The following is a 26566-nucleotide window of genomic DNA, read 5'->3' as shown; positions in this document are numbered from 1 at the left end:
TCTAGTCAATAGGGGTTCCACACACAGATACTCGTTGATAGAGCGTTATTATTTATAGTATTTCATCTAGGGATAATCGGCGTTGGAATAGACATTTTTTACGTCATCTAAAGCTTCCAACATTTCCGTCAGACGGAACATTTGTTCAGCATTTTTTTTATTTAATTTCATTTTAGTTAAAGCCAACATAGTTATTTCTGCACGAGAAGGCTTGAGGTTAGCGCCTTTCATGGTATGGTACACCCTTTCAAATTGCTCAGGAACCGTAATAATATCGATGCTTCCATCATCATTCATTATGACATCATCTGTATCCATTTCTAGGGCTATTTCGATAATTTTTTCTTCGTCACTATTAATAGGGAAAGTAAGTAAACCGCGTTGTATGAAAAGATAAGCGACCGAACCATCTGTACCCAAATTGCCCCCACACTTGCTGAAAGCATGTCGAACTTCAGTCACAGTGCGATTTTTATTATCGGTCAAACAATCCACCATGACAGCAACGCTATTAGGACCATACCCTTCATAGCAGATTTCCGTCAGATTATATCTACTAGCTTCATTACCAGCGCTTCGCTTAATAGCGCGATGAATCGTATTTTTTGTCATATTAGCAGTATAAGCTTTATCTATCACCGCGCGTAGTCTGGGATTAAAATCAATATCTTGACTACCTAATCGTGCTGCTATACTGATTTCGCGGATTAATTTTGTAAAGACCTTGCTGCGTTTTGCATCTTGCCGTGCTTTGGTATGCCTAATATTTGTCCATTTGCTATGTCCAGCCATGATAAATACCCGATAAAGGAAGTTATTCTCTTCTGTGTTTGTTTATTCGTAATCCCAAAGTGTCTAACTGTTGAATTTCAATCGACGTAGGAGCGTTCGTTAATAGACAATGAGTAGTTTGTGTTTTTGGGAACGCAATGACATCACGGATAGAGGTGGTATCTGTCATGATGGCAACTAAACGATCTAACCCAAATGCCATACCTCCTAATGGAGGACAACCAAACTGCAATGCTGTCAGTAGATGACCAAATTGTGCTTCGGCTATTTCCCTAGAAATTCCCAAAATTTTTAATACTGTGTACTGCATTTCAATGTTATTAATGCGAATTGAACCGCCACCAATTTCGTTGCCGTTTAAAACCATGTCATAAGCATGGGAAAGTGCAGCACCTGGATCAGCAAGAAGTGTTTCGGTATCTGTTTCTTGAGGAGCGGTAAATGGATGATGTAATACTTTCCAGGAGGTTTCTGTATCTTCGCGTCTAAACATCGGAAAATCTGTAACCCATAATGGTTTCCATTTTTCTTGATACAGATTGCGATCTGCGCATAAACGATCACGCAACGCACTTAAAGACTCATTTACTATTTGCGCTTTATCTGCTCCAAAAAATAGAATGTCTCCGCTTTGTGCTTGCGTACGCTTGAGAATTTCAATGATAATATTGTCAGGTAAAAATTTCAGAATTGGTGAATATAATCCTTCAAAACTTTTTTCGATATTCTCAATTTTGATATAGGACAGCCCTTTAGCGCCATAAATTTCGACGAGTTGCGTATAATCATCAATAGCTTTACGCGTTAGCTCTAAGCCACCAGGTAATCGCAAAGCAACTACACGACCCTTGGGATCATTAGCTGGTTCTTTAAATACTTTGAATGCAACCGATTTCATAAGATCAGTTATATCTATAAAAATAAGAGGGTTGCGAAGGTCAGGCCGATCCGTGCCATAGTTTTTTATTGCGTCGGCATAGGTCATGCGTGGAAAAGGATTCGGCAGTTGTACACTTAAAAACGTGGAAAATAAATACCGAATTAGGATTTCCACTAAATCTTGAATATCTTTTTCTTCAATAAATGACATTTCTAAATCAAGCTGGGTAAATTCAGGTTGGCGATCAGCTCGTAAATCTTCATCACGAAAACATCGCACTATTTGATAATAGCGATCAAAACCAGCTACCATCAAAATTTCTTTAAAGATTTGCGGCGATTGCGGCAACGCAAAAAAATGACCATATTCGACGCGGCTCGGAACTAAATAATCACGAGCACCTTCTGGCGTTGATTTTGTTAGCATCGGCGTCTCAATATCGAGAAAATTTCGCTTATTTAAAAAGCGGCGAATTTCTCGAGTAATATGCGAACGCATTTTAATCCGATGAGCCATCTCCGGTCGCCTTAAATCTAAGTAACGATACTTCAAGCGAATTTCTTCTCCGACTTCCTGATATTGATTAATATTGAAAGGTAGTGGTTTAGATTTATTTAATAATTCAAGGCGAATTGCAACGATTTCCATTTCTCCGGACGAAATACTGGGATTAATAGTTCCTTCAGGACGCTTATTAACAGTACCTGTAATTTTAACCACATACTCGTTTCGCAAATTTTCAGCTGTTTTGAAAATTTGCGCTTGTACCGGACTGAAAATCACCTGAACCAATCCTTCTCGATCGCGTAGATCGATGAAAATTAATCCTCCATGATCTCGACGCCTATGCACCCATCCACAGAGTGTTACTGTTTGACCAGTCAATGATGCATTGATCTCATCAGTGTAATGCGTGCGCATATTATTCTCGCATAATGAAGTGAATTTGACATAGTAACGAGAGTTATGGGGAGGATCAAGTTGCTTTCCCTATCTATAGGGATTTTTGGTTTTATGATACAAATCTTATAAATCAGCAATATGTTGTATCGATTTGATCGCTATGAGAGAAAAAAGATTCCGCTCAGTTTATTGATCAATTTACCTAATAGCAATTGAAATGAAGTGCGAAGAAAAGAGGTAATGCTAACTTAGTTGCAATTCTATAGTTCTAACTTAGTATATTTTGACATTCGAAAATAATCATTTGAAAAGCCTATTCAATACTGATTTTAAAATCGTAGCATATCTTTATCTATGAGCCAGACATAGAAAATCTGAAATGAAATTAGGCATGATGGTTAGTTGTACGTAGAAAGCAGTGTATGATGATCGTTTTAAGAGATAATATATTGGAGAGACATTCAAGTTAGTGAAATTTATGAATCTTAGTACTACATCCAGTCCTTGTGAGGGTATTTGATAAGCGCTACTTTCTAGGAAGATTGACTTTGAGGTTCCTGAATAGATGCATACATGTGTTGCTTGTTTTACAGGTGAGTGATACCGTTAATTTGTGAAATAACGAGCTGCGAAATTGGTGTCTAACCAATTAGATCTGTGGAAAAGAGAATTGTAAAAAGTGAATTATCCTAAAATAATTATCCTAGAATAAGGATATTGTGTTCAAATGGCTGTTCGCAGGAGAAACAGAATAACAAGTACCGTCCAGAAAAGCAGAGAGATGGTGAATAATAAAAGTTACGTAAATGGAATAGCCGATTAATGCCCCGCAAGAAAATATCGACGAATCAAATGGTCTTGTTTTATTTTTTATTTTCTGTTTGTTCTTTATTGACCTCTTTTATCACTTATTTTTTCGGCCATTGTTTTTTGATGAGAGCTTTTAACTGTTGTCCCTTCTTATTAGACTTTGTTAAGAAAATTAGCAAAGCGCTATCCACGCCTTTTTAAAGGAGCGTCAACCTATAATAGTCTGGTCTGCATTACACTTCAAAAAGCTGTAGAAAAGTATAGTTTTCTCATCATCCAACTAAAATGTTCGTAGCTGTATACGTATTATTCAAGCTACCCTATCTCGTTTCAAAGTATTAGAATCAATTGTTATCTGGTAATCAAGTCCGAATTATTGAGAGAAACAAATGAGATTGACCCAATCGCTTTTTCTTTAAATACATACAATTACGAACAGCATGACGTCACTTTCTCGATTCAGTGAGAAAGAATCCTGTTTGCCTTAAAAAACCTCCTATGCTTTTAACAATCCTACGCTTTTAACAGCTTTAACATGTTGCATAACAAGACCAATATAGTATTTAAATACTAGCGTTTCATTAGCTTTGGTAAATTACCAATCTTTCCCATAGCAATTTTCATACAACAATTTTTGAAGAAATTCAAACGATCAACTATTGTTAAACCCACATTACGTGCTTGCACTATGAAGGGAAACTGAGTGCAAAAGCATTCTTTAAGTAAAGCAATAGCAACTAACATCATTACATTGTCGCTTTTACGCCAACGCTCATAGCGGCGCAAAACTCGCAAACTGCCTACATCTCGCTGTTCTTGTTGTGCATCAATAATACATTGGGCTAAACAAGCTGCATCCATAAATCCTAAATTTACACCTTGGCCCGCCAATGGATGAATCGTATGCGCCGCATCGCCCATAAGTACCATGCGTGGTCGGACATATTTTTTTGCATGACGCATAATTAACGGGAACGATCTAGGAGAATTTAGGCAAAAAATTCCTCCCAATCGCGATCCGAAGGCATTATTTAATGCTACGTTAAATGTTCTTTCTTTCATCATCATTAATTTATCCACTTCTTCAGTCGAGAGAGACCATACCATAGCACAATGATGTGGATCATTCAGCGGTAATAACGCTAATACTGCCTCTGGCAAGAAAACCTGCCAACCTGTTTGCTGATGATCATTTACGGTTTTAACAACCGTAACTACAGCACTTTGCTTATAAGCATGTTCACTTAACTCAATTCTCATCTTTTCCCGTAGCCAGGAATCTGAACCATCAGCACCTACCAGACAAAACGTTTGTATTTTTTGTTTATTATTCAATTCAAGTTCAATAAAATCTTTTGATAATAATAAATTGAGAGGTTTTGCAGGACAAATCAGTGTGACGTAAGGATCGTTTTGTAATCGTCTCCATAAAACACGAATTATTTCTCGGTTTTCAACAATAGCGCCTAATGATGGCGTACCAACATCTGCACTATCGAACATAACCTCAGCTCCTCCCAAACCATCCCACACTTTTAGTTTTATTAAGGGAGAATAGGCCCGTGAACTAATTTCTTTCCAAATGTCAATTGTTTTTAATAAGCATTGTGATGCAACATTGATCGCACTCACACGTGAATCCAAATTATCCTTATCCCACCGTAATAGTGGTTTTTCCGCTTCAACAACCACAACATTTATTTTCCCGTCAGCTAATAATGCAGCCAATAATAATCCTACCATACCACCACCAATAATCGTTAGTGGCTTTAATTCAGATGGCTTTTTCATGATCATCAAGTCTCAATCCTCGTACTAATTTTGGCAAACGACCGGATAAACCCATTATACTTTTAGCCAGATGCTTTTTAAGTGGAAATAATAGTTCTGTTGTTAATAAAGCTAATCCACGCAAGCGATTTATTAACGGCAATTGCAAACCAAACCATTCTGAAATGCCACGCGCTAATCCGGCTATCCAGTTCTGATCAGTTTTACGCCATCGTTCATAGCTCTGTAAAAGATAGGCATCACCTAATGATTTTTTTTCGCGACGTGCGGTCGTTAACATTTCACTCAAGACTGCTACATCCCGTAAGCCTAAATTAAATCCCTGAGCTACAAAGGGATATAATGTATGTGCCGCATTTCCAATTAACACACAATGAGGTCGAGTTTGTTGTTTAGTTAGCAATAGTTGTAATGGATATCGCTTCTTACCTCGTATCGCCGATTTAATATGTCCGAGAAAATGGCCAAAAATCGTTTGAATTACTCCTCGAAATTTTTCATCTGTCCACTGTGTTATTTCATCTCCTTTTATTTTCGACATCGTCCAAACCAAACGACAGTAATAGTGATCTAAGAGGGGTAAAATAGCTAATGTACCTTGCGATGTAAAACGCTCATAAGCTGTGAAACGATGTGATCTTTCTAATTTCAGCAACGCAACCAATGCGATTTCGTTTTTATTTTCTTCTTTGACAGGAATATTTAAGGATTGACGTACTGTGGACTTCGTACCATCAGCGCCTACCAATAAATTAGCTTGTAATTCTTGCTCTCCATGAACGGTTAAATAACGAACAACGACATTTTCATTACTGCATTGAATATGTTGTATCTGATTAATTGAAATAATCTCAACATCTTTTTGAGAGACGATTCGTTGATAAAGGATTTTTTGTAATCTAAAGAAAGGAACGACATAACCTAAGGTAGGTACTCTTAATTCATCAGCTCGAAAATGTACCGCACCCAATACACCTTGCTCTGATACATGTACGATGCTAATCGGACAAGCCTCATCGGCTAAATCATCCCATACATCCAGAGTCTGTAAAATTTGATGACTACCTAAGGATAAAGTGATCGGTCGCGTATCTTTTTGAGTGAGGAGCGTGGCCTGCGGCAAATGATGTTCTAAAACAGCTATACGTATCCCTTGATTTTGTAAGGCCACCGTCAAACTCATGCCTACTAATCCAGCTCCTATGATGACTATATCTGGTTTTTGCATGTAGACCATTCTATCACGCCAAGCGCTCTCAAAAAAATACCCATCTGCTCCATACTCTAGAAATAACATTAACTAATGCTTTTTACTCTATTTATTTTTCTCTATCACTATGTCATTATCCATCACTTTAAGGGCTATAAAACTAAAGCCTGTCTATTTTTATGACAACGAAGGAACTTCCACAAAAGACAAAGTATGACTAATAATATCCAAAAGACACTCTAGGATGTTATCGGTTATATGTGATGATATATCTCAAAATAACAAAATTTCCCTCGGAATTAGTTGGGATGGAAGCTCAAATTCAAATTCAATGTGATAACGTTTTTAGAAAACAGAGGTGAACATGACCCTTATCGCCACTCGTTTATCTGAGTTACGGAACCTCATCCGTAAAATAGGTGCAGACTATTACTATGTACCCGCAACAGATCCACATGGAAACGAGTACGTGCCTCCTTGCTGGCAACGTCGTGCTTGGATCAGCAATTTTACTGGTTCTGCGGGAGATCTTGTTATCGGAATACATGAAGCTTTTCTCTGGACAGACTCACGATATTTCTTACAAGCGGAACAGCAACTCGATAATTCTTTATATCGGTTAATAAAAATGGAGCAAGGAGAAATACCAACCATTGACCAATGGTTGGTCCAACAAAACTGTCCTCTTATTTTTGCTACTGACTCCCAATTAATTAGTATTCAGCAAGCTAAAAGAATTAAACATGCGCTTAAAAAAAACGGAGGTAATCTAATAGTTGTCGAAGACAACCTCATCGATCGAATCTGGAAAAATCGCCCATCCCTTCCAAAAACCACTATCCGTTTACAACCTCAATTCTATGCGGGAAAAAGTACGGAAAAAAAATTAGCTCAATTACGAACAGCTCTCCAGTCTGTAAATGCTGATGTTATCGTACTTAGTACTCTCGACGCCATTGCTTGGCTCTTTAATATTCGGGGTAACGATATTACCTATAATCCGCTTGTCATTAGCTACGCGATTATAACTAAAAAAGAAGCTACACTCTTTGTTGATCTCGATAAAATTACAAAAGAAGTTAAATCGAAATTTGAAGATATTTCTCTTCAAATAAAACCTTATGAGGCGTTTTCTAATGCGCTCCAACAACTGTCAGGCATCCCATGGTTGGATCCCACAATTACAAGCTGGTGGGTCAAGAAACAGTTAAAAAACATTACTACTTGGATTGCTCAGCCTTCACCCATTACGCTGGCAAAGGCTATAAAAAACCCAACGGAACAAGAAGGAGCGCGTAAAGCACACATCATCGATGCCATAAGCATGGTCAAATTTTTACACTGGATTGAAACTCATTGGCAAGAAGACGTCACTGAAATAACAGCTAGTAACAAACTGGAAGCATTTCGTCGAGAGGACCCTCGCTGTGTGAATTTAAGTTTTGCGACTATCAGCGGATTTGGGCCACATAGTGCCATTATTCACTACTCTGCAACTCCTGAAACTGATAGTCGCATCGATGATTCCTCACTTTACCTTATTGACTCTGGTGGCCAGTATCTAGCAGGAACAACTGATGTCACCCGTACTATCCATTTAGGAACGCCAACGGAAGAACAAAAAGAACTCTATACGTTGGTACTTAAAGGACATTTAGCGATCCGGCATATAGTTTTTCCAAAATATACTTGTGGAGAACGTATTGATGCGCTAGCGCATCAATTTCTTTGGCGTAAAGCACTCGATTATAGACATGGCACAGGACATGGTGTGGGTAGTTACTTATGTGTGCATGAGGGCCCACAAGCAATTACTGCTCGAAATACACATATTCCTCTGCAACCAGGTATGATTTTGAGTAACGAACCTGGAGTGTATTTAGCCAATAAATATGGGATCCGGATTGAAAATCTTTGTTTAATAATTGAAAAATTTACTACCGATGATAGCCGAACTCAACATGGTCCTTTTTATATGTTTGAAGATCTTACACTAGTCCCCTATTGTCGAAAGCTAATCCAAGTCCAGATACTTACCAGTGAAGAAATCCAACAAATTAACGATTATCATCACCAAATTTATCAAACACTAAAGGATTTATTACCCACTACGGCATTAGTCGATTGGCTTAAAGCAGTAACTATTCCATTATAAAACTTCTCTTCCTAAAGAAGAATACTAATAAGATTGACCTTAATAAAGATAGGATATTGATATTATTTTTTACTGTGCTTATTGTGTTAGATCATAAAACGCAGATTACTCCTTGAAAATATAATAAGGATCACAAGGATGAAAGTAACATACATCATTGAGCGTAATAATTGGAACACCGGGTTAATATCATTTGCTTCGTGCATGCGCATGCTTACAGGTAAAAAAGCATGCTTACAGGTAAAAAATAATACGCTATGATAAAAATATCCAATCAGATACATGAGCAATTACTGTTAATTAGAAAAATTACAGACATCTAAAAAATAGAAAAATTAATTACATGACTGAAGAAAGAATATTATTTCTATAAAACCTGGATCGCAGTTACAAAATTAAATGCCCACTCGATCAGAAACAAGATCTCCAGGAAGCTGCTGACTATGTCAGCACGTACAAACCATGAAAAATTCGACAAACTCGTATTAGTATCAACAATACCGAACGTATTACGATTATTATCGCACTAAATACTTACCATGAATTCATGCAACTGAAAAACCGCGTTGGCGTAATAAACCAAGCGCATTCAAGATTTATAGCATTGTATTGAAAATGCTCTAGAGATGCAAAGAAGTTATGTTGTAACATAAAAGTTCTTTAGTAGCTCACACATCTGCAAGAACGCATATTTGAATCAGCACAACTTACATTAGTATAAATTGTAGTATTATAGAGAACTGGCTGTGTATTCATGCTATTCAGTAGATTTATAAGCTACCTTGAGATAATAGTTATTTGGAGTCCGGTGATTACCTACACCCCATCTGTCTCCTATAAATGTAATAACGTTATAGTAATAATGTCATGTGGATTTTGAATGAATGTTTCAACTGAAAAAAAACGACTTCGAAATCTCATGCGTCAAAAGAGAAATAGTTTTTCTCCTCAACAAAGAAATAATCTCTCTCATCTTATCTGTGAAAAAGTAATGACACTTTCTTTATTCCAGGATAGCCAACAGGTAGCATTTTATCTTACACATGATGGCGAAGTAGATATTAAAAATCTCCTGACTGAGGCTTTAAGAGGCAGAAAGGTATGCTGTTTACCTGCCTTGCAAGTTAACCAAGATCATCATTTAGGTTTTTATTCTTATCAGTCAGGAGATTTGTTGATAAAAAATTATTTTGGCATCAAAGAACCTGACTTTTCTCAAAAAAAATCCATTTCTATAATGACATTAGATTTAATATTTCTACCTTTAGTTGCTTTTGACGAAAGGGGTAATCGTTTAGGTCGTGGTGCTGGCTATTATGATAGGACGCTAGCTTTTTTACAGCACTTAGAAAAAAAACCACTCTTGATAGGTATTGCTTATGAATTTCAGAAAGTAGATACACTGTTCACTGAAGTATGGGATATCCCTCTAAACCTCGTTGTCACGGAAGAAGAAGTTTATTATTTTTAGCCTAACGCAATTGTATTATATTCAAAACAAAAAGTTGACTAATAAATAAAGTCAGCAAAAGAATCTTTGAAGCAAGAAGGCACTCTGTAACGGGGAGTAGAATTAACAGTCAATGATATTCACTCACAGAACTATGTAGCACTATTACTAATGCAGATAGTCTAGAAATTAGGGTACTAATTGGGATTCTATTCCTCTCTAATGACTATAAAATTAATTTTAGAATTTCTTTTAATGATTCCATCAAGATAATTCAAAAAATCAATAAACATAATATGTTCCGATCAAATTTTCCGACTATCTATGCAAAAAGAACGTTTGACAATAACATTACCTGCTAATGAAGCGTTTACCAAAACACTTATGAAGAAGCAACGCTCGGCTAAATAATGCATATGCCTTGTTTTAAGAACTATCCTGGAACATACTATTATGCTTTAAAAGATTAAAAGAGAGTACTCCAGAGGTAAGATGATTCGATTCCTATAAGCTAACGAATACCATACTAATGCTTTCGGGTAGTAGTTATACTAAATTAAGTAATGACAAATAACCAAACTATAATTATCTTGCATCATCATTTAATAATGATAGATATAATTCAAAATTCTGCCAATTAATTTTTACATGCTATCAGTCAAAAGCGTGAGATAAAAACCACCATCATAATACAAGATCATTGTTTAATGTGTTGTAGTATTAAGAATAACTACTCAATGTCTCGTGTCAACAACACCATTTCCTTAACTGGATGGTAGTATTAGGCGAATGTCTATTATCCCATTCACTTCCTTTAGGAACATCGAAAATTTGTATCATCGTCTATCATTTTTTACGGCACATACCCGCTATTTAAATCAGACAGTAAACTACTGTAAATTATGTATAGCCAAGTTCAAGCATATGTTTCATGAGCACTAACTGCAATTTCAGCAAGATTGCTTTTTATCAATCAGTTACGAAAGTCAGAGACTCGCTGTTAAATAAAAGCATATCTAAAAATATTCTGTATTTAATCTCTGTATTTAATTTTTAGATATCTACTGTTTTGCACCAAATGATGCATCTCCGAATTTCATTGTTGGCTCACGTATTAGTCTAGATTCATTCCATTTTATCCTTTAATATGTTAATTAATCGTTATTTTTAATGTTTCTACTTTAAGACAAGTTTAAAAAAACCGCCTTACCCACGTTCATATGACAAAGCCAGGCATAACAACATAGACATGACTTTCACTGCTTCTATTACTACATTATTCAAAATTATTCAAATATTGCGCAGACAAGCGTGCAACAATAGCGATATGGATATAGATCCTTCTATAACAAAGTTCTTCTAAGTTAGTGTGGAGTCAAGATTAATACTAATCATTGTGATATCGTGCACATCTTGTGAGGCTAGCTCTTGTCCTATATCAACTGTACAGATATTTAATTGACATTTGTACATGAAATGGTATGATAGCCTAGAACTTTGTCACATGGTTGCTTTGCAGACTTGACAGTTCGGTTGCATCCAATCTAAAACAACTCGCGTTACATCACATCAGATAATATATAGTTCACTAATTCGCCAGGCAACACGAAACCACTACCGTAATCTTTTTACGTTTCATTTTTTCAATTTCTAATCGTTTTTATACACTTTAAATACACTGGTGACAATGAGCTCTATCCAAAACCTTACTAATTCTGTAATATCATGATCGAGTTACAAAAATAACAGCATCTTTATCTTAATTAGCTACGCCAGCAACAAGCATGGCGCACTTTCGTGTGAACTTGTGAACTTAATTGTTCAAAGATATTCTCTCCAGCCAAATTTTAAATTGTAATAACATTATAGAGATCACGATCACAAAATGCTCCATAACTTTAGTCTTATGCGTACGTGTAAGCCATTGACATGGATTCCTTTTTATAGCGTAGAATCCATAGTGGCTCGTCTACAACCGAGAAAATCTATCAGAACAAATAAGTTACGATTTTTTTGCATAATACTATTTTATATGCTATCCAGAATTCTTATCTATAAAATAGATATCCAAGATAGCGAATCCGAGATATAAAACCTAGAGTATAAAACGACCTCTGCTCACACAGTGTATCTTAATACGGGAATTTCAAATTACATAGAACAGTCGGTGTCTCATTACTATTAAAGAACCAACTGTGCGCAATTTTGAAGTTTTTCTCCATTCAAAAATCCATTTGATTAATGTTCCTTTTTTACCATTTATATCTTACAATCGGAAAATTTGGTGCCAGTAGGAAAACGAATTAGAACTAAAATTAGAACTAATAGTTATCAAAAATTGATTCAACACCGATAAAACTTTATGTTCTGGATATGCATCTATATGGCATATCGCAACTATCATCAATCATCTTATTGAGTCATTTGGAAAAGTCGTGATTTCCACACGCTCTCATGAGCTAGACGGTTGGAGTAAGTAGTAAGGTATTTTTCTGAACTAAATCACTTAGCATTGCCATGACTCTAGTGATGTATTCTTAATTACTTAATTATTTTTCTACTAACATCGTTATCAAAACATTGCTATTAGATTCAATTCGCGTTATTGTGCGTCATTTCAGTAAAAGCTTAATACAATATGATATGGGATTGTACACCAAGCTTATGCGTTATTTGTATACCTTATTACTTTATGTTGCCATGCCTTTCGTATTATTTCGCTTATTATGGCGATCAGTGCGACTAGAAGGGTATCGTCAGAGACTTTTTGAACGCTTTGGATATATCGATGCTATTGATCCAAATGACCATTCTATTTGGATTCATGCGGTTTCCGTAGGAGAAACTGTTGCTGCTATTCCTTTGATTAAAGCGCTACAGAAACATTATCCTCATTATACACTGATGATAACCACTACAACGCCAACGGGTTCTTTACAGGTCCAGAAAAATTTCGATACTAAACGGGTCCGCCATGTTTATTTACCTTATGACTTGCCGGCTCCTATTAAACGATTTTTAACACGCGTTCATCCACAATTTGCTATCATTATGGAAACGGAACTTTGGCCTAATTTATTACATTATACTCATCAACAAAATATTCCTGTGTGTTTAGCCAATGCCCGTCTTTCGGAACGTTCTATGCAGAATTATCAACGCATCGATAGTATTACAAAAAAAATGCTTTCAAAGATTACTTGTGTGGCCGCTCAAAGCGATGTCGATGGAAGACGATTTATTCGTCTTGGTTTATTACCTGAACAATTAGTGATCACTGGTAATATGAAATTTGATCTCCACATACCAATATCGCTTATTCAGCAAGGTAAATCTCTTCGAGAAACTTGGGGAACACGTCCAACGTTAATTGCAGCGAGTACCCACGAAGGTGAAGAAATCGTTTTACTCGAAGCATTTCATCAACTTCGTATTCATTTTCCACAAGCTTTTTTAATTTTAGTACCACGACATCCGGATCGTTTTGCTAAAGTGGCTCGACTATGTGAAACAACCGGTTTTTCAATTGTCAAACGAAGTCTGCAACAAATTCCGAACTCAAAAACGGATATTTTACTTGGTGATACCATGGGTGAACTCTGTTTACTTTATGCAGCTAGTGATGTTGCCTTTGTAGGGGGTAGCCTCGTTCCTGTTGGCGGACACAACCTTATCGAGCCCGCCGCTCTTCATCTTCCGCTCATCAGCGGACATTATTTACATAATTTTGTAGCTGCAAGCAAGTTATTAAAAGGAGCAAACGCTTTAATTATTGTAAATGATAGTCAAAGCATTTCTAATGCAACTGCGCAACTGTTTCATAATCCTCAGGAAAAAAACGCCCTTGCTGAACGCGCTTATCAGGTCAGTGCTGCCAATACTGGTGCGGTTATTAAACATATGAATCTGATCAAACAACTTATGTTCCTAAACTCGTGTTCCTGAATTATACTAAATCTTCTGAATTATACTAAATCTTAAGGATATTCTTAAATTATGAATGTTATCTTTGATGATTCTAGTGAATGATATAGCTAAAATAGAAAGAAGGTAAGGAAAGAGTATGTTTGATCCAAAATACATTAATGATATCGTAAATCGTCTTTTAGAACTGATACCGCCTGGTGTTAAGAATTTACCGAAGGATTTAGAAAAAAATTTTAAAAGCATTTTGCAGCAGTCTATTAGTAAGATGGATTTAGTGACGCGGGAAGAATTTGATATTCAAGTGAAAATGTTGGCACGTACACGAACAAAGCTAGAAATGCTGGAAGAAAAACTAAACGAGCTTGAAAGACGGGAATAATTAATGCAGTTGACCATTATCACATGGTTACGGTATATAATGCCTCTGTATTAACGATTCAATTTGTTCATCTAATTAAAATGTCTGTCCTTTCTATCACGGAGGCTCCAAAGGATCTGCTTGGAGGAAGTAAAAATAAGCCGATGTCTGGTTTTTGGACTGATGTGAATCGATAGTCAACTAAAATCTTTTGACATATTAATGTTCTATTTCGTTTTCTATTAACAGTTGGTTTATCTAATCGATTAAAAGTGAATATGAATTTTCCAGTTGTTACATCCAAAAATTGCAATCTATCTGTAGCACGATTCCTTTTGTGATAACAATCACTAAGCAAGTGAAGTTTATTAAAATCGGACAATGTTTGACAGAATATTCAAGCAAAAATGAGGAAATGTGTATGGTTTACCAAATTCATGTAGACATCTGTATACGCATTTGTGCTATAAAGCTTCATTGCCTTTCTATCGGAAAGCAGTGTATATAGTGCAAGATGGATAATTCGGATCTTTTAAAGATATCATGGGTAATCTTACAAAAAATAAGTTTTAGCAATTGCTACAGCGTATAATCGTGTAGTTATAATCTTTTTTAAAATTTTCTGTGATGTAAGTTGAAGAATCGATCGAAGTAGCTATTATTTATTTTCCAAGTTAGCAGCAAGCTCTGACTACATGAGAGCATAGCACAAGTAACCGAGTTTTCGTATGCCACACCACGGTCATCATATTATGCACTTCTAGTTGTGATGTCAGTGGACAGTAATCTAATCCGACAAACCGGATAGGATTAACTGGCTCATCACGATATTAACTCATCACGAAATTTCATTTCGACACACTGCCAACATTTTCAAAACCAATTATCAAATTTGATTTTCCATTAGTTTCTGAAAATATCTACTATGATTCCTTATTTTAAGGACTTTTGTTGTACCAGTAGTAAATAGTGTCTATCGATATCTGAATTACTATCATGAGATCGTAATATGGCAATTCCACTTCCTAAATTTATTTAATTAAATGCGAGCCACTGAGTTGAGGTACTTACTATAACCTTCTTAATATTCGAACATATATCACAATCAAGCGCGACGTGTGCTTTGCAGATGGAGTGATACAATATATAAACGGCTCACTTTAAAAACACATATAGTGATGCGATTTAAAAATACTAAGAACATAGAAACAAACCCATTAATCGCTCTCCTTGCGTCGTTTGGGTTAGAACTTTAATAGATTCTTTCTTTTGAAATCATGATTCATCTGTGAGAGATATAAGAAAAACAGTACTTGCAATTTACCTACCAAGAAAATTGCGAATAGATTATCTATTCGATTATCTATTCTTTAATTTTATATAAATTTATATTTTTATATAAATTTATATAAAATAATGGCTACTGTCACGTTTTTTATCCACACTATCCTTCCTTATTACTGCCAAGCTTGCAACATACTAGCTTAAAGCAGGCGGCGTTTTTTATGGGTATTAGCAGATTTTTGTCTTCAGATGAGTCTTCCAGAAATTTTCACTATTTAGTTATTATGTAATTTCAACGTCTTAAAGCTACACTAACTTATCTTAATCAACGATTGTGCATTTATGGCATGACCATACCAATCGAGTCTAGTTAAAAATATCATCAGTGTGATAGCAAAAAACTATTATTCTTAACTTATAGAGAACTATTATTTTTTATTGTAAGTTAATTATTTTGTTAAGTGTTATTTATACCGTTAATATGTACCTTTTTGCTGTCGAAATCAAATTACGTTTCAAAATAGGAAAACGTGTATGCTTTAAATAAAGCAAATGGCTTCACTCCGTGCAGTTATCACCATCCAAGAATAATCAAAAAAATTCCCAGTCCACATGCTATCCATTGCCAGTGCGTTATCGACATGGATCTGATAAAAAAACTGGCAATCGTACTAACTAAAAAAGCAACACCAATACCGAAAATAAAAGCACACTTATCTTTTTTCAAGGGTGGTGTTAACGGATTTTGGTATCCTACGCGTTGACGCAAATTAGTTTCCTGCAGAACGTCGTGAAATAGCCGAGGTATTTTTAAAGCCGCCTTGATGGTAACAGATAGTTCCTTTTTGGTTATCTCAAAAAAATGACGAGGACCGCGTTGTTTACGCATCCAATCTTCGATGAAAGGTTTCGCTGTTTGCCAAAGATTTAAATCGGGATAAAGGTGACGACCCAAACCCTCAACGCTGATTAATGTTTTTTGCAGCAGTAACAATTGGGGTTGTATCTCCATGTTAAATTGATCAGCGGTTTGGAATAACCGCATTAATAATCGTCCAAACGAAATATCTTTTAGAGGCTTTTCAAAAATGGGCTCGCAGACAGTGCGGATAGCTGCTTCAAATTGGTCAACGCGAGAATTGGGAGCAATCCAACCAGATTCCACATGTAAGATAGCTATTTGCCGATAGTCCCGTCTGAAAAAAGCCTCTAAATTTTCCGCAATATAATGCTGGTCTTGTGGGCTTAATGAGCCCATAATTCCAAAATCGACGCCGAGATACTTAGGATTTTCAGGATCGCTAACATCAACAAACAAATTACCAGGATGCATATCCGCGTGGAAAAAACTATCACGCAACACTTGCGTAAAAAAGATTTCAACACCAGATTCAGCTAATCTTTTGAAATTAGTGTTGGCAGCTTTTAATTCAGCGATGTTGGAAATACGGATTCCGTGAATACGCTCCATTACCATCACATTACTACGAGCATAATTCCAATAAATTTTTGGTACATACATTTTTTTAGAATCAGTAAAATTACGTCGCAATTGAGCAGCATTCGCAGCTTCACGCATTAAATCAAGCTCGTAATAAATAGTTTGTTCAAATTCTGCAACTACTTCTACAGGTTTTAGCCGCTTACCATATTTCCAAAATTTACGAGCTAATTTTGCACCTAGATACATTAATGCGATATCACGCTGAATTGTTTTAAAAATATGTGGGCGCAATACTTTGATGATAACTTCATTTCCGTTGTGTAAAGTACCTGTATGTACTTGTGCAATGGAGGCAGAAGCTAAAGGTGTTTCATCAAAACTAGCGAAACATGTTAAGATAGATTTTCCATAAGCTTTCTCAATCATTGCTTTCGCGATTTTTCCTGGGAACGGTGGAACTTGATCTTGCAATTTTTCTAATTCTTCTGCTATATCATCTGGTAGGAGATCACGTCGAGTAGAAAGTAGTTGCCCAAATTTAACAAAAATAGGTCCCAATTTTTCAAGTACGGTACGCAAAGATCCTCCTCGAGTTTTACCTTTTTGACCAAAACTCCATGGATTTAAATAACTTAACATCCGTAGCCATGGCGAAAATTCGTTGGCTACAGGACGATTAAAACTATGGCGGAGAATAATTAAATTAATTTGAACTAATCGGATTAGCTGCAAGGGGCGTATCATATAGATATTTTCCTTTTCGCTAGTAGACGATTAATTCTCGCTTCTGTGCGTTTTACGTTGTATTGAAGATGGTTAAATGATTGCATAAAAAAGTCTACTTCTTCAGCAGTCGGAGTAAATCGAGCTTCTATTTGTAGATAATCTTTTATATTTTTATAAAATGTTTCAGTAACAAATTTACTGATGTCTTTCGCTCGATGAATTACTACGCTGATTTTGTGGGCAATAATATCACCTGTAATTTTTGATAAACATTCTTCCCAATCGATATCAATATTCAATAAGATATCTCGTATTTCTTCACCTATGTTCGTATTACCACTAATTTCAACAGCATGCTCAGATAAAGCAGAACCTTTATATTTTGCGTATCCTATCTTGAATAAACCAAAAAATGTGCCTGTGATAATTGTGTCAGGTTTATTGTTGCAAACAGTCAACAAACGAATCTTGGATTGGGAAGGCAAAATAAAAAAAGAAAGCTTCCAGTCGGTAAATTCTATTTTAATAATTTTATTTTCCACGCTAGACAAACGCTTAGTGCTTGCGGGATCAAGTTGCAGACAAGTATTAAGCACCTTTTCTAATCCAGATAAGACTAATGTGAGCATTAAAATTTATAACCTTTATGGACAGAAACGATACCGCCACTTAAATTATGATAATCACAGTTTTCAAATCCAGCTTTGGTCATATAGACAAGTAGTGTTTTTTGATCCGGATAAACGCGAATGGATTCTACTAAGTAGCGATAACTCGCTTGGTCATTAGCGACCATCTTGCCAAGCCAGGGTAATACTTTAAAGGAATAAACGTCATAGAGAGTTTTCAATAACGTTGATGCTGGTTTGGAAAATTCTAAAATAGTTATAAATCCGCCTGGTTTTAAGGCACGATAGATGGACCGAAGCGCTTTCATCTTATCTGTTATATTTCGAAGCCCGAAGCCGATAATAATGCGATCGAAAAAATTATCGGAAAAAGGAAGGTCTTCTGCATTAGCTTGAATTAGTTTAACATTCTTAAAAATTCCTTGATCTAATAATCGGTTCTGTCCTATTGATAACATGGCCGCATTAATATCTACTAATATAATCTCTCCATTGTCACCAATAAGAGGACTTATTTGTCGGGTGAGATCTCCTGTACCACCAGCCAAATCCAAGATGCGTTGCCCCTGACGCAAGTGACAAAGCATTACAGCAAAATTTTTCCAGCAGCGGTGAGTGCCAAAGGACATTAGATCATTCATTAAATCATATTTTTTGGCTACGGATTTGAATACCTGTTCCACTTTAGCAGTTTTTTCATGCCGAAGAATGGACTGATAACCGAAATAAGTGATTTCTTCCATCTTATTCATGCACTAATCATAACCCGCCCGCAAGATCAGCACAACTGATGCCATATGTCTCCTTCTAATATCTCTTCCTGGTTGATTATACTAATTGGCAATTTGTATCCGTAACAGATAGATTAAAATGCAGATTAAAAACTACATTGTCTTCTCTTAGAAGACGATTCGTTCGGTAGCTTTTGATGAATTAATTAAATAATGAATTAATTAAATAATTCTATTTCATCTGCTAATCTGACATATACCATTATGAGGCGCAAGGACTACTCGCTAAATAAAGTTAAGATACAGAGCAACTAAATAACGAATATCAGTCAAGGCTATCAATTAGGATGACGATATACTTCACGGAAGTATAATAAAAATTATAAAAATTGAAAATTCTCGGTAAAGGCATCTGAATGTTTGAGATGGATTATTGTATCCATTTCCGTTAAGCATGCTAAATTTAAACATTACAATACAATATTAGTTTGTCAGTATATTGATTTATTAGTATTTCTAGATGCATTTGCTCTGTTCTCTTAAGATTGTGCCAGGAGAAACATAATCGTATAGTTTCCGGATGGTCGTTTATTATAGTAACGTACTGTCCAGTGATTGCTGAAACTTTTAACCGATCAGTTCTTTGTTATAAATACAGATCTCCACATTAATAGACTTATTATTGGCCGACGGGAAACGTACGTGTTACAAAAGAGCACCTATATTATTACAGCCAGTACTTTTCTGTGGTGTTCTTCCACACAGAAAAGCTGATCTCTTAATCACTCTTAAGGCCTTTCAATTAAGTTTATGGCACAGTCTACATATAGCGTACTTGTACTTGTATTAACTGGACTTATCAACTCACCATTTTTTGCTTTATATTCATTCGTACCGTTTATAAACGACTAGTCAAAACTGGCCAAAATAAAACATTTTCCTTATGTTTAGTTCATTATCTAATAATTTTATACACCCTAGTATATTTAGACACCTTGATATTTAGAGAATATACCGACTTAAATCTTCGTCCTCAGCCAGTTTTTGCAATTGTTCATTAACATAAATAGAGTTGATGGTAATCGATTCGCCTTGTCTATCAGTAGCCTCAAAGGAGACTTCTTCTAGTAATCGCTCCATAATCGTGTGCAAGCGACGAGCGCCGATATTTTCTGAACGGTTATTAACTTGATAAGCAATTTCCGCTAGACGTTTAATACCGTCTTTAGTGAAGTTCAAACCAAAGTCCTCTGTCTTTAGCAGTTCAGTATATTGTTCCGTTAAAGAAGCTTTGGGTTCAGTTAATATTCGCACGAAATCATCCGCCGTGAGTGCCTTTAGTTCCACGCGAATTGGAAAACGACCTTGCAATTCAGGAACTAAATCTGACGGCTTTGCGATATGAAAGGCGCCAGAAGCAATAAACAAAATATGATCGGTTTTAACCATTCCATATTTAGTAAAAACGGTACTGCCTTCAACAAGTGGCAAAAGATCCCGTTGTACACCTTCACGTGAAACATCAGTGCCAACAGCCCCCTCCCGTTTAACGATTTTATCGATCTCATCAATAAATACAATACCATTTTGTTCAACACTCATGAGTACTTGAGATTTTATTTCATCCTCATTGACCAGTTTTGCGGCTTCTTCTTCCTCTAAAATACGTCGAGCGTCTTTGACCTTTAAGCGACGAGACTTTGTACGTCGATTAGCCATACTTGACATGATGCCTTGCAATTGACTTACCATTTCCTCCATGCCGGGGGGGCCCATAATTTCGAAAGACGGTGTTGCGCTAACTTCTACTTCAATTTCTTTATCGTTTAGTTCCCCATTACGTAGTTTTCTACGAAATAATTTTCTCGTAGCAGACTCTTTTATCTCTCCGAGAGAAGATTCTTCTTTATTACTAGATTCTCCTGTAAAAGCACCACGAGCTGGTGGAATTAAAGCATCTAATACACGCTCTTCCGCGGCTTCTTCCGCTATGCTTTTTACTTGACGTATAGCTTTTTCGCGTGTCATTTTAACGGCAACATCAATTAAATCGCGAATAATAGATTCTACATCACGACCTACATAACCTACCTCTGTGAATTTAGTTGCTTCCACTTTAAGAAAAGGTGCATTTGCTAAGTTGGATAAACGACGAGCGATTTCCGTTTTACCTACACCGGTAGGGCCGATCATTAAAATATTCTTTGGAAATATTTCCCGTCGTAATTCTTCTGATAATTGCATACGACGCCAACGATTACGAAGAGCAATAGCTACTGCCCGTTTCGCTTCATCTTGCCCGATAATAAATTTGTCGAGTTCAGCCACAATCTCGCGTGGTGTCATTGTCATCGAGACTTCAGAAGCATGTACTGTAGATAAAGAATTCTTTATGTCTACCATAAAATGCCTGGTTTATTATGTTTTGCTCTCTAGTTCTTCAATTGTAAATTGGTGGTTTGTATAAATGCAGATTTCAGCAGCAACGGTGAGCCCCTTTTCCACAATTTCTCGTGCGCTGAGAGTAGTATTTTCCAATAAAGTTTTTGCGGCTGCTTGAGCGTATGGACCTCCCGAACCAACAGCCATTAAGCTTTGTTCCGGTTCGATAACATCTCCAATACCCGTAATAATTAAAGATGTTTTAGCGTCAGCAACAGTTAGCAAAGCTTCAAGGCGACGCAGCATACGATCGGTTCTCCAATCTTTTGCTAATTCCACCGCTGCCCGAGTTAAATTACCTAAATGCTGTTCCAACTTACTTTCAAATCGTTCAAAAAGGGTGAATGCATCTGCCGTACCGCCTGCGAACCCCGCAATGACATTATCCTTATAAAGTCGGCGGACCTTCCGGGCATTTGCTTTCATAATGGTACTATTCATTGATACTTGCCCATCTCCTCCGATGACGACTTTACCATGTCGTCTTACTGAAAGAATCGTAGTACCGCATAATTGTTTCACACCATCTCCCAGGTTAGCCTTCCTATAGATTGGGTTAAGAAGTACGATTTTCAAGTTGGTTCACTTAGACTGTTTTTCATTTTTCTGATTTTGGTATAGGTACTTGCATTTTAGGCAAGATAGTATAGAAAGAGAATTGAAGTTTTGAGGCTGCTGGAGCGTAGAACGCCGATTTAGGTATCGTTGCTGAATACACCGTTTTATTTTTCGAATGAATACGATTGGATTTTTGATGATAGAAGATTAGAGCTAATATGAAAGCAACGATACAAACGCCAAAAATTAAGAAAGTACCCCTTCGAATTCCAGGGCGTGTCTGATAACTTGAGTGTTTTGCATAGTCCTTGACCATACATCATTTCTTCAGTGCATTTATCTATGAATTTTTAGAAATAGCAGGTGAACCATTAATTAAAACTATTAATTAAAACTTAACTCTATCATAAATTGTTTTTAATTGTATATCCTAGCTTTCTTAAAAATTTTCAATTAATTTTCAATTTTTAGATTAGATTTTATCGATTAAAACAATGTTCAATTTATTAACGGGAGATTATTTCCAAATTTGTGTTATTAAAAATAGTTTCTGCTGATTATCGGTGCAATCAATCTTGTTGGTATAGAGATTGTAAGCGACATTATTGCGATATAGTAATGTGCAAGAATGAAAAGTAAATTTTATGTGAGTGATTTATTAGCGCTTCTGAAAAGGCATTTTCCCGCTGATATATCTTGAAAACACATAGCAATCATATTAAAAATACATTGTGCAATAACATATTGTACAATAGCAAATCTCTGACAAATATTTTTCATTGGATTGAGATAATTAATGACTTGAAAGGCTAAGACTGAGGAGATTTTTCCGCAACCAAATCTAGGTGGTTTCAGATTGGCAGAATATGCATGAGGTAAATATGCATGAGGTAAACAAGCGGAAATCACCCAATAGCCTATTCTAAGCTAAAATTTCTCAAAATGGAATACAGGAAGAAGGATGTTCTCACGACAAGAGAAGCAAAGCAATAATACATATTAAAAGTTTTGCATCTTTCTAGAGTGATTCACATTCTTTTAGGAGCGGAAATTCCTAACAGTGTTAAGCCATTAATGAGAACTTGTTTCACTGCAGCAATTAGATTCAATCGAGCATTACGCAGTTTATCATTTTCGGGCAAGAAACGCTCCGTATTATAGTAAGTATGAAAGTGATTAGCAAGAGTTTGCAGATAGTGAGCAAGTAAATGTGGAGCGTACTGCACCGCTGCACTTCTTATTAGCTCAGGATATCGTACTAACGTACTTAATAATTTTTTTTCATACCTTGTGGATAGTAAGGATAGATTTTTCATACCTGACGATTCATCCCATGATTTTTGAGTAGATTTTAATTGATGAAATATACTACAAATGCGCGCATGAGCATATTGAATGTAATACACAGGATTTGCGCTCGATTTTGATTTTGCCAATTCAAGATTAAAGTTAAGATGTTGATTAGGTTTTCGCATAATATAGAAAAATCTAGCTGAGTCGTTGCCCACTGTATTACGTAATGCGCGTAAAGTGATAAAAGCCCCTTCTCGAGTGGACATTGAGATCTTTTCTTTTCCTTGATGCAGGATGGCAAATTGTACTATCAAAATATGTAACTTTTCTGGGGATTTTCCGAGGCCTTTTAAAAAAGCGCGAATTCTAGAAATATAACCATGATGATCCGCGCCAAATATATCAATGAGCAAGTCATAGCCTTGATTGTACTTATAAAGGTGGTAAGCCAAATCAGAAGCAAAGTAAGTAGGCACACCATTTTTACGCATTAGTACACGATCTTTTTCATCACCAAATGCTGTAGCACGAAACCATTTAGCCCTATTCTTTTCGTAAACATAACCACCCTTAGCTAATTGATCGATACTAGCCTGAATAGAGTCTTCATTAATTAATTGCGTTTCAGCAAACCATGCTTCATAAAATACTCCAAATTCTTCAAGATCATTTCTAATATCATTTAAGATACTATCAAGTGCTGCATGAAAAATAAGATTAAAATCAGTACGTCCCAATATTTTTTTTTGAATTTTTATCCACGTATCCAAATAAGTTTCAGAATCCATATGAATATCAACTTCGAAACGGAAATTCTCATTAATGAATTTTCGCGTACGATAAAATTGATCACCATATTTTTTTTTCAAATTTTGGGCAATATCAATAATGTATTGACCTTGATAGGCATTTTTAGGAAGATCAAAGGCTTCTTCATAACTTTGTAAATAGCGAATCCAGACACTTAATGCTACAATATCTGTTTGCCGACCGGCATCATTAATGTAATACTCTCGATGAACATCGTAACCCACCGCTTTCAGCAAATTAGCAACACAAGCCCCATACGCGGCTCCTCGACCATGCCCTACGTGCAACGGACCGGTGGGGTTTGCAGAAACATATTCAATATGTACGCGTTTTCCTTTGCCAAGTTCGCTTTCGCCATAGCGTTGACCCGCTTTGAGTATAGAAGGAATCACAAAATGGTAGTTGCCTTCTTCAAGAAAGAAGTTAATAAAACCTGGGCCAGCGATCTCAATTTTGGTAATTTTCTCTGAAGCAGGTAGAGCATTAACAATTTTTTCTGCTAAAGCACATGGGCTCATTCCGATAGATTTACTAAGAACAAGCGCCACATTAGACGAAAAATTACCATATTGTAGATCATCGTTGGAAACCACCTTAATTACAGGCGATACATCAATTGTGAAGATTCCATCCGCTCGCAGGGTCTTCATAGCTTGATTTAATAGAGATTCTATATCTTGCTTCATAGCTTCTAAGTCTATCACGTAGTTATATGAATGAAATCTTGGCAATGCAGTTCTAACACTTTCGCGTCAGTAAGCAGTATGCCAGAATGTTATAAAAATAACTCAGTGAAATATTAGAGTATTATTTGAAGGTATGAGATCATTCTAAAGATACGTTGAAAGAAATTTTATATAAATATCAAATAGTTAAAACAAATAATAGAAACCTGACTATCATTACCAGTGAGCTAATTAAGGTTTTTCTAGTTCTAATGTTAGGGAAGCTTACGACTCCTTTCTCAAGGATCATGTTGTCAATTTCATGAACGCTTTGTATGTGCATTTGATATCATCAGCGAAACATGATGCTGACTTGGACATAGATGAAGCAGCTATGCTGACCTATTACCGGAACCGTAAGTAATTTAAAAATTGGACTTATATTATTTAGTAAAGGCGTGGAAGAAATGTAAATTAAAACATTCGCCATAATGTTAAAAATCTCATCATTGGCTTAGATAATCTGAGAATGCAACTGATCATTTCAAGTGTTTAGAAAAATCTGGCTTCGTTGTTTAAAATAGGTGTTCTAGAATTTGAGGTCATCCACATTTTGGTTTTTTATCATTTTTATAAATATACTCCCTAGTGTTTATAAAAATTCATTCCCATATTTGCTATTGATCTTGAAATTGTTAGGCTTGAATTGAAAAAATGACTATGAAGACATTCTACCAATCTAATTTAGCAGTGTAAATCGTTTTTCCATTGTGATTATTTAAAATTTTTATTATGATACGTTTTTATTATCTGTGACGATAACGATTGTTCTTGGTCTTTTAGGTGTAGATGAATTTTGCGTTATGATGGTGTTGTTATAATTGTGAAACCTTCTGGTGAAGAATTGCTCATTTAGTTATTCTTGATACTTTGTTTGTCTAGCTAGGGGAGTCGTTCTTTGCAGGACAGAACACATGCTAATTCCATACCCTGTTCCTAATGCTGATAGTGATTAACGAAAATATAGATCGCATTTTTTGTTTGAAATGAGGTGTTTTTATAGTGAACCATTCAATCTACGTAATTTACTGATGTGGGTAAGAATCATTCGTCTAAAATGAAACATCGTAGCATAACATCCCCACAGTATGAAATTTTGAGCGCTGTGATATATCAAGTTTGTCGGATCAGTTGGTTCAGTCAAGTGTTATTTGATGTTATCAGATAATATGATATCACCTTAAGAAATTCAAGAGGATGCAATATTCTGCATATATTTATTCAACGGTCATAATCATATTGTAATACCTTGATTAGATTTATAAAATCTCTGCTGTCTTTTAATCGTATATTGATAGCACATCAATACTTAATAGTTGTTTTCCATAAAATGTATGTATGCAATGTATGAGAATCAATGCTGTAGTTTACAAAACCATTTATAGCGAGAGGCTACGTGTTGATAACGTAAGTTCATATGGCAAGAAGCAGAAGCCATCGTATTTTGATAAATTTGGTGGGTAATACTTCAGTTACAATTATATTAAAGCTCAAGTTCTGCTATCCATAAATCATTATCTCCTATTTATCAGTGTGTCATTTACATTAGTAATTTGATAATGCATGAATGATTGGAAATTAATTGTATAAAATTAAATGAACATTAATATAATTCAATATATTAAAGACTAATCTGGTTGAGCAGCAT

The 26566-nt window shown here is 35.8% G+C and carries 14 protein-coding genes and 1 pseudogene; 4 read left to right on the top strand and 11 right to left on the bottom strand.

Translation table 11 applies throughout. The features are described from left to right. Positions 1–66: 66 nt before the first annotated feature. The 4 genes and pseudogenes from CEAn_RS00285 to ubiH form a co-directional block, all read right to left on the bottom strand. A complete protein-coding gene (locus CEAn_RS00285) occupies positions 67–792 on the bottom strand; it encodes a YebC/PmpR family DNA-binding transcriptional regulator (protein ID WP_211923864.1) in 726 nt (241 codons plus the stop codon). A 22-nt stretch (positions 793–814) separates the two neighbouring features. Next, a pseudogene (gene aspS / locus CEAn_RS00280) lies at positions 815–2652 on the bottom strand (aspartate--tRNA ligase). A 1303-nt stretch (positions 2653–3955) separates the two neighbouring features. Further along, complete coding sequence (locus CEAn_RS00275) at positions 3956–5179, bottom strand: UbiH/UbiF/VisC/COQ6 family ubiquinone biosynthesis hydroxylase (protein ID WP_211924121.1); 1224 nt, start codon at positions 5177–5179, stop codon at positions 3956–3958. Next, a complete protein-coding gene (ubiH, locus tag CEAn_RS00270) occupies positions 5160–6473 on the bottom strand; it encodes a 2-octaprenyl-6-methoxyphenyl hydroxylase (RefSeq protein WP_244670079.1) in 1314 nt (437 codons plus the stop codon). The genes CEAn_RS00275 and ubiH overlap by 20 nt, the downstream gene beginning before the upstream one ends. A 277-nt stretch (positions 6474–6750) precedes the next feature. Between ubiH and CEAn_RS00265 the strand changes: the two genes are divergently transcribed. From CEAn_RS00265 to CEAn_RS00245, 4 genes are all read left to right on the top strand, one after another. Further along, positions 6751–8541 carry an aminopeptidase P family protein gene (locus tag CEAn_RS00265; RefSeq protein WP_211923862.1) on the top strand — a complete coding sequence of 597 codons (1791 nt, stop codon included), beginning with the start codon at positions 6751–6753 and terminating at the stop codon, positions 8539–8541. A gap of 880 nt (positions 8542–9421) precedes the next feature. Next, a complete protein-coding gene (locus tag CEAn_RS00255; RefSeq protein WP_211923861.1) occupies positions 9422–10012 on the top strand; it encodes a 5-formyltetrahydrofolate cyclo-ligase in 591 nt (196 codons plus the stop codon). 2628 nt (positions 10013–12640) lie between these two features. After that, on the top strand, positions 12641–13936 hold the full coding sequence (gene waaA / locus CEAn_RS00250) for a lipid IV(A) 3-deoxy-D-manno-octulosonic acid transferase (RefSeq protein WP_244670078.1): 1296 nt from the start codon (positions 12641–12643) through the stop codon (positions 13934–13936). 118 nt (positions 13937–14054) lie between these two features. Beyond that, complete coding sequence (locus tag CEAn_RS00245) at positions 14055–14297, top strand: accessory factor UbiK family protein (protein ID WP_211923860.1); 243 nt, start codon at positions 14055–14057, stop codon at positions 14295–14297. 1837 nt (positions 14298–16134) lie between these two features. On the opposite strand, the gene ubiB is transcribed toward CEAn_RS00245, so the two are convergent. From ubiB to argS, 7 genes are all read right to left on the bottom strand, one after another. Further along, positions 16135–17748 (bottom strand): ubiquinone biosynthesis regulatory protein kinase UbiB, encoded by a 1614-nt coding sequence (gene ubiB, locus CEAn_RS00240; RefSeq protein ID WP_211923859.1) that lies wholly within the window; start codon positions 17746–17748, stop codon positions 16135–16137. Next, positions 17745–18359, bottom strand: coding sequence for a ubiquinone biosynthesis accessory factor UbiJ (locus CEAn_RS00235; RefSeq protein ID WP_211923858.1), 615 nt, complete (start codon positions 18357–18359; stop codon positions 17745–17747). Before CEAn_RS00235 ends, ubiB begins: the two co-directional genes overlap by 4 nt. Then, on the bottom strand, positions 18359–19111 hold the full coding sequence (gene ubiE, locus CEAn_RS00230) for a bifunctional demethylmenaquinone methyltransferase/2-methoxy-6-polyprenyl-1,4-benzoquinol methylase UbiE (RefSeq protein ID WP_211923857.1): 753 nt from the start codon (positions 19109–19111) through the stop codon (positions 18359–18361). The genes CEAn_RS00235 and ubiE overlap by 1 nt, the downstream gene beginning before the upstream one ends. 981 nt (positions 19112–20092) lie before the next feature. Continuing rightward, positions 20093–21442 (bottom strand): ATP-dependent protease ATPase subunit HslU, encoded by a 1350-nt coding sequence (gene hslU, locus CEAn_RS00225; protein WP_211924118.1) that lies wholly within the window; start codon positions 21440–21442, stop codon positions 20093–20095. Positions 21443–21508: 66 nt separating this feature from the next. Beyond that, positions 21509–22054 (bottom strand): ATP-dependent protease subunit HslV, encoded by a 546-nt coding sequence (gene hslV / locus CEAn_RS00220; RefSeq protein ID WP_211923856.1) that lies wholly within the window; start codon positions 22052–22054, stop codon positions 21509–21511. 76 nt (positions 22055–22130) lie between these two features. Next, positions 22131–22406 carry a hypothetical protein gene (locus CEAn_RS00215; RefSeq protein WP_211923855.1) on the bottom strand — a complete coding sequence of 92 codons (276 nt, stop codon included), beginning with the start codon at positions 22404–22406 and terminating at the stop codon, positions 22131–22133. A 712-nt stretch (positions 22407–23118) separates the two neighbouring features. Further along, positions 23119–24897 carry an arginine--tRNA ligase gene (gene argS, locus CEAn_RS00210; protein WP_244670077.1) on the bottom strand — a complete coding sequence of 593 codons (1779 nt, stop codon included), beginning with the start codon at positions 24895–24897 and terminating at the stop codon, positions 23119–23121. Between the last annotated feature and the right edge of the window lie 1669 nt (positions 24898–26566).

Source organism: Coxiella endosymbiont of Amblyomma nuttalli (assembly GCF_018107685.1).
Taxonomy (GTDB): domain Bacteria; phylum Pseudomonadota; class Gammaproteobacteria; order Coxiellales; family Coxiellaceae; genus Coxiella.
Note: the sequence above shows the minus strand (reverse complement) of the source record. Positions and strands in the feature narration are given on the sequence as shown.

Coding starts and splice junctions, on each gene's coding strand:
- CEAn_RS00285 (WP_211923864.1), bottom strand. CDS start 792: ATGGCTGGACATAGCAAATGGACAAATATTAGGCATACCAAAGCACGG.
- ubiB (WP_211923859.1), bottom strand. CDS start 17,748: ATGATACGCCCCTTGCAGCTAATCCGATTAGTTCAAATTAATTTAATT.
- ubiH (WP_244670079.1), bottom strand. CDS start 6,473: ATGTTATTTCTAGAGTATGGAGCAGATGGGTATTTTTTTGAGAGCGCT.
- ubiE (WP_211923857.1), bottom strand. CDS start 19,111: ATGAATAAGATGGAAGAAATCACTTATTTCGGTTATCAGTCCATTCTT.
- CEAn_RS00255 (WP_211923861.1), top strand. CDS start 9,422: ATGAATGTTTCAACTGAAAAAAAACGACTTCGAAATCTCATGCGTCAA.
- hslU (WP_211924118.1), bottom strand. CDS start 21,442: ATGACAATGACACCACGCGAGATTGTGGCTGAACTCGACAAATTTATT.
- CEAn_RS00245 (WP_211923860.1), top strand. CDS start 14,055: ATGTTTGATCCAAAATACATTAATGATATCGTAAATCGTCTTTTAGAA.
- CEAn_RS00215 (WP_211923855.1), bottom strand. CDS start 22,406: ATGGTCAAGGACTATGCAAAACACTCAAGTTATCAGACACGCCCTGGA.
- CEAn_RS00265 (WP_211923862.1), top strand. CDS start 6,751: ATGACCCTTATCGCCACTCGTTTATCTGAGTTACGGAACCTCATCCGT.
- CEAn_RS00235 (WP_211923858.1), bottom strand. CDS start 18,359: ATGCTCACATTAGTCTTATCTGGATTAGAAAAGGTGCTTAATACTTGT.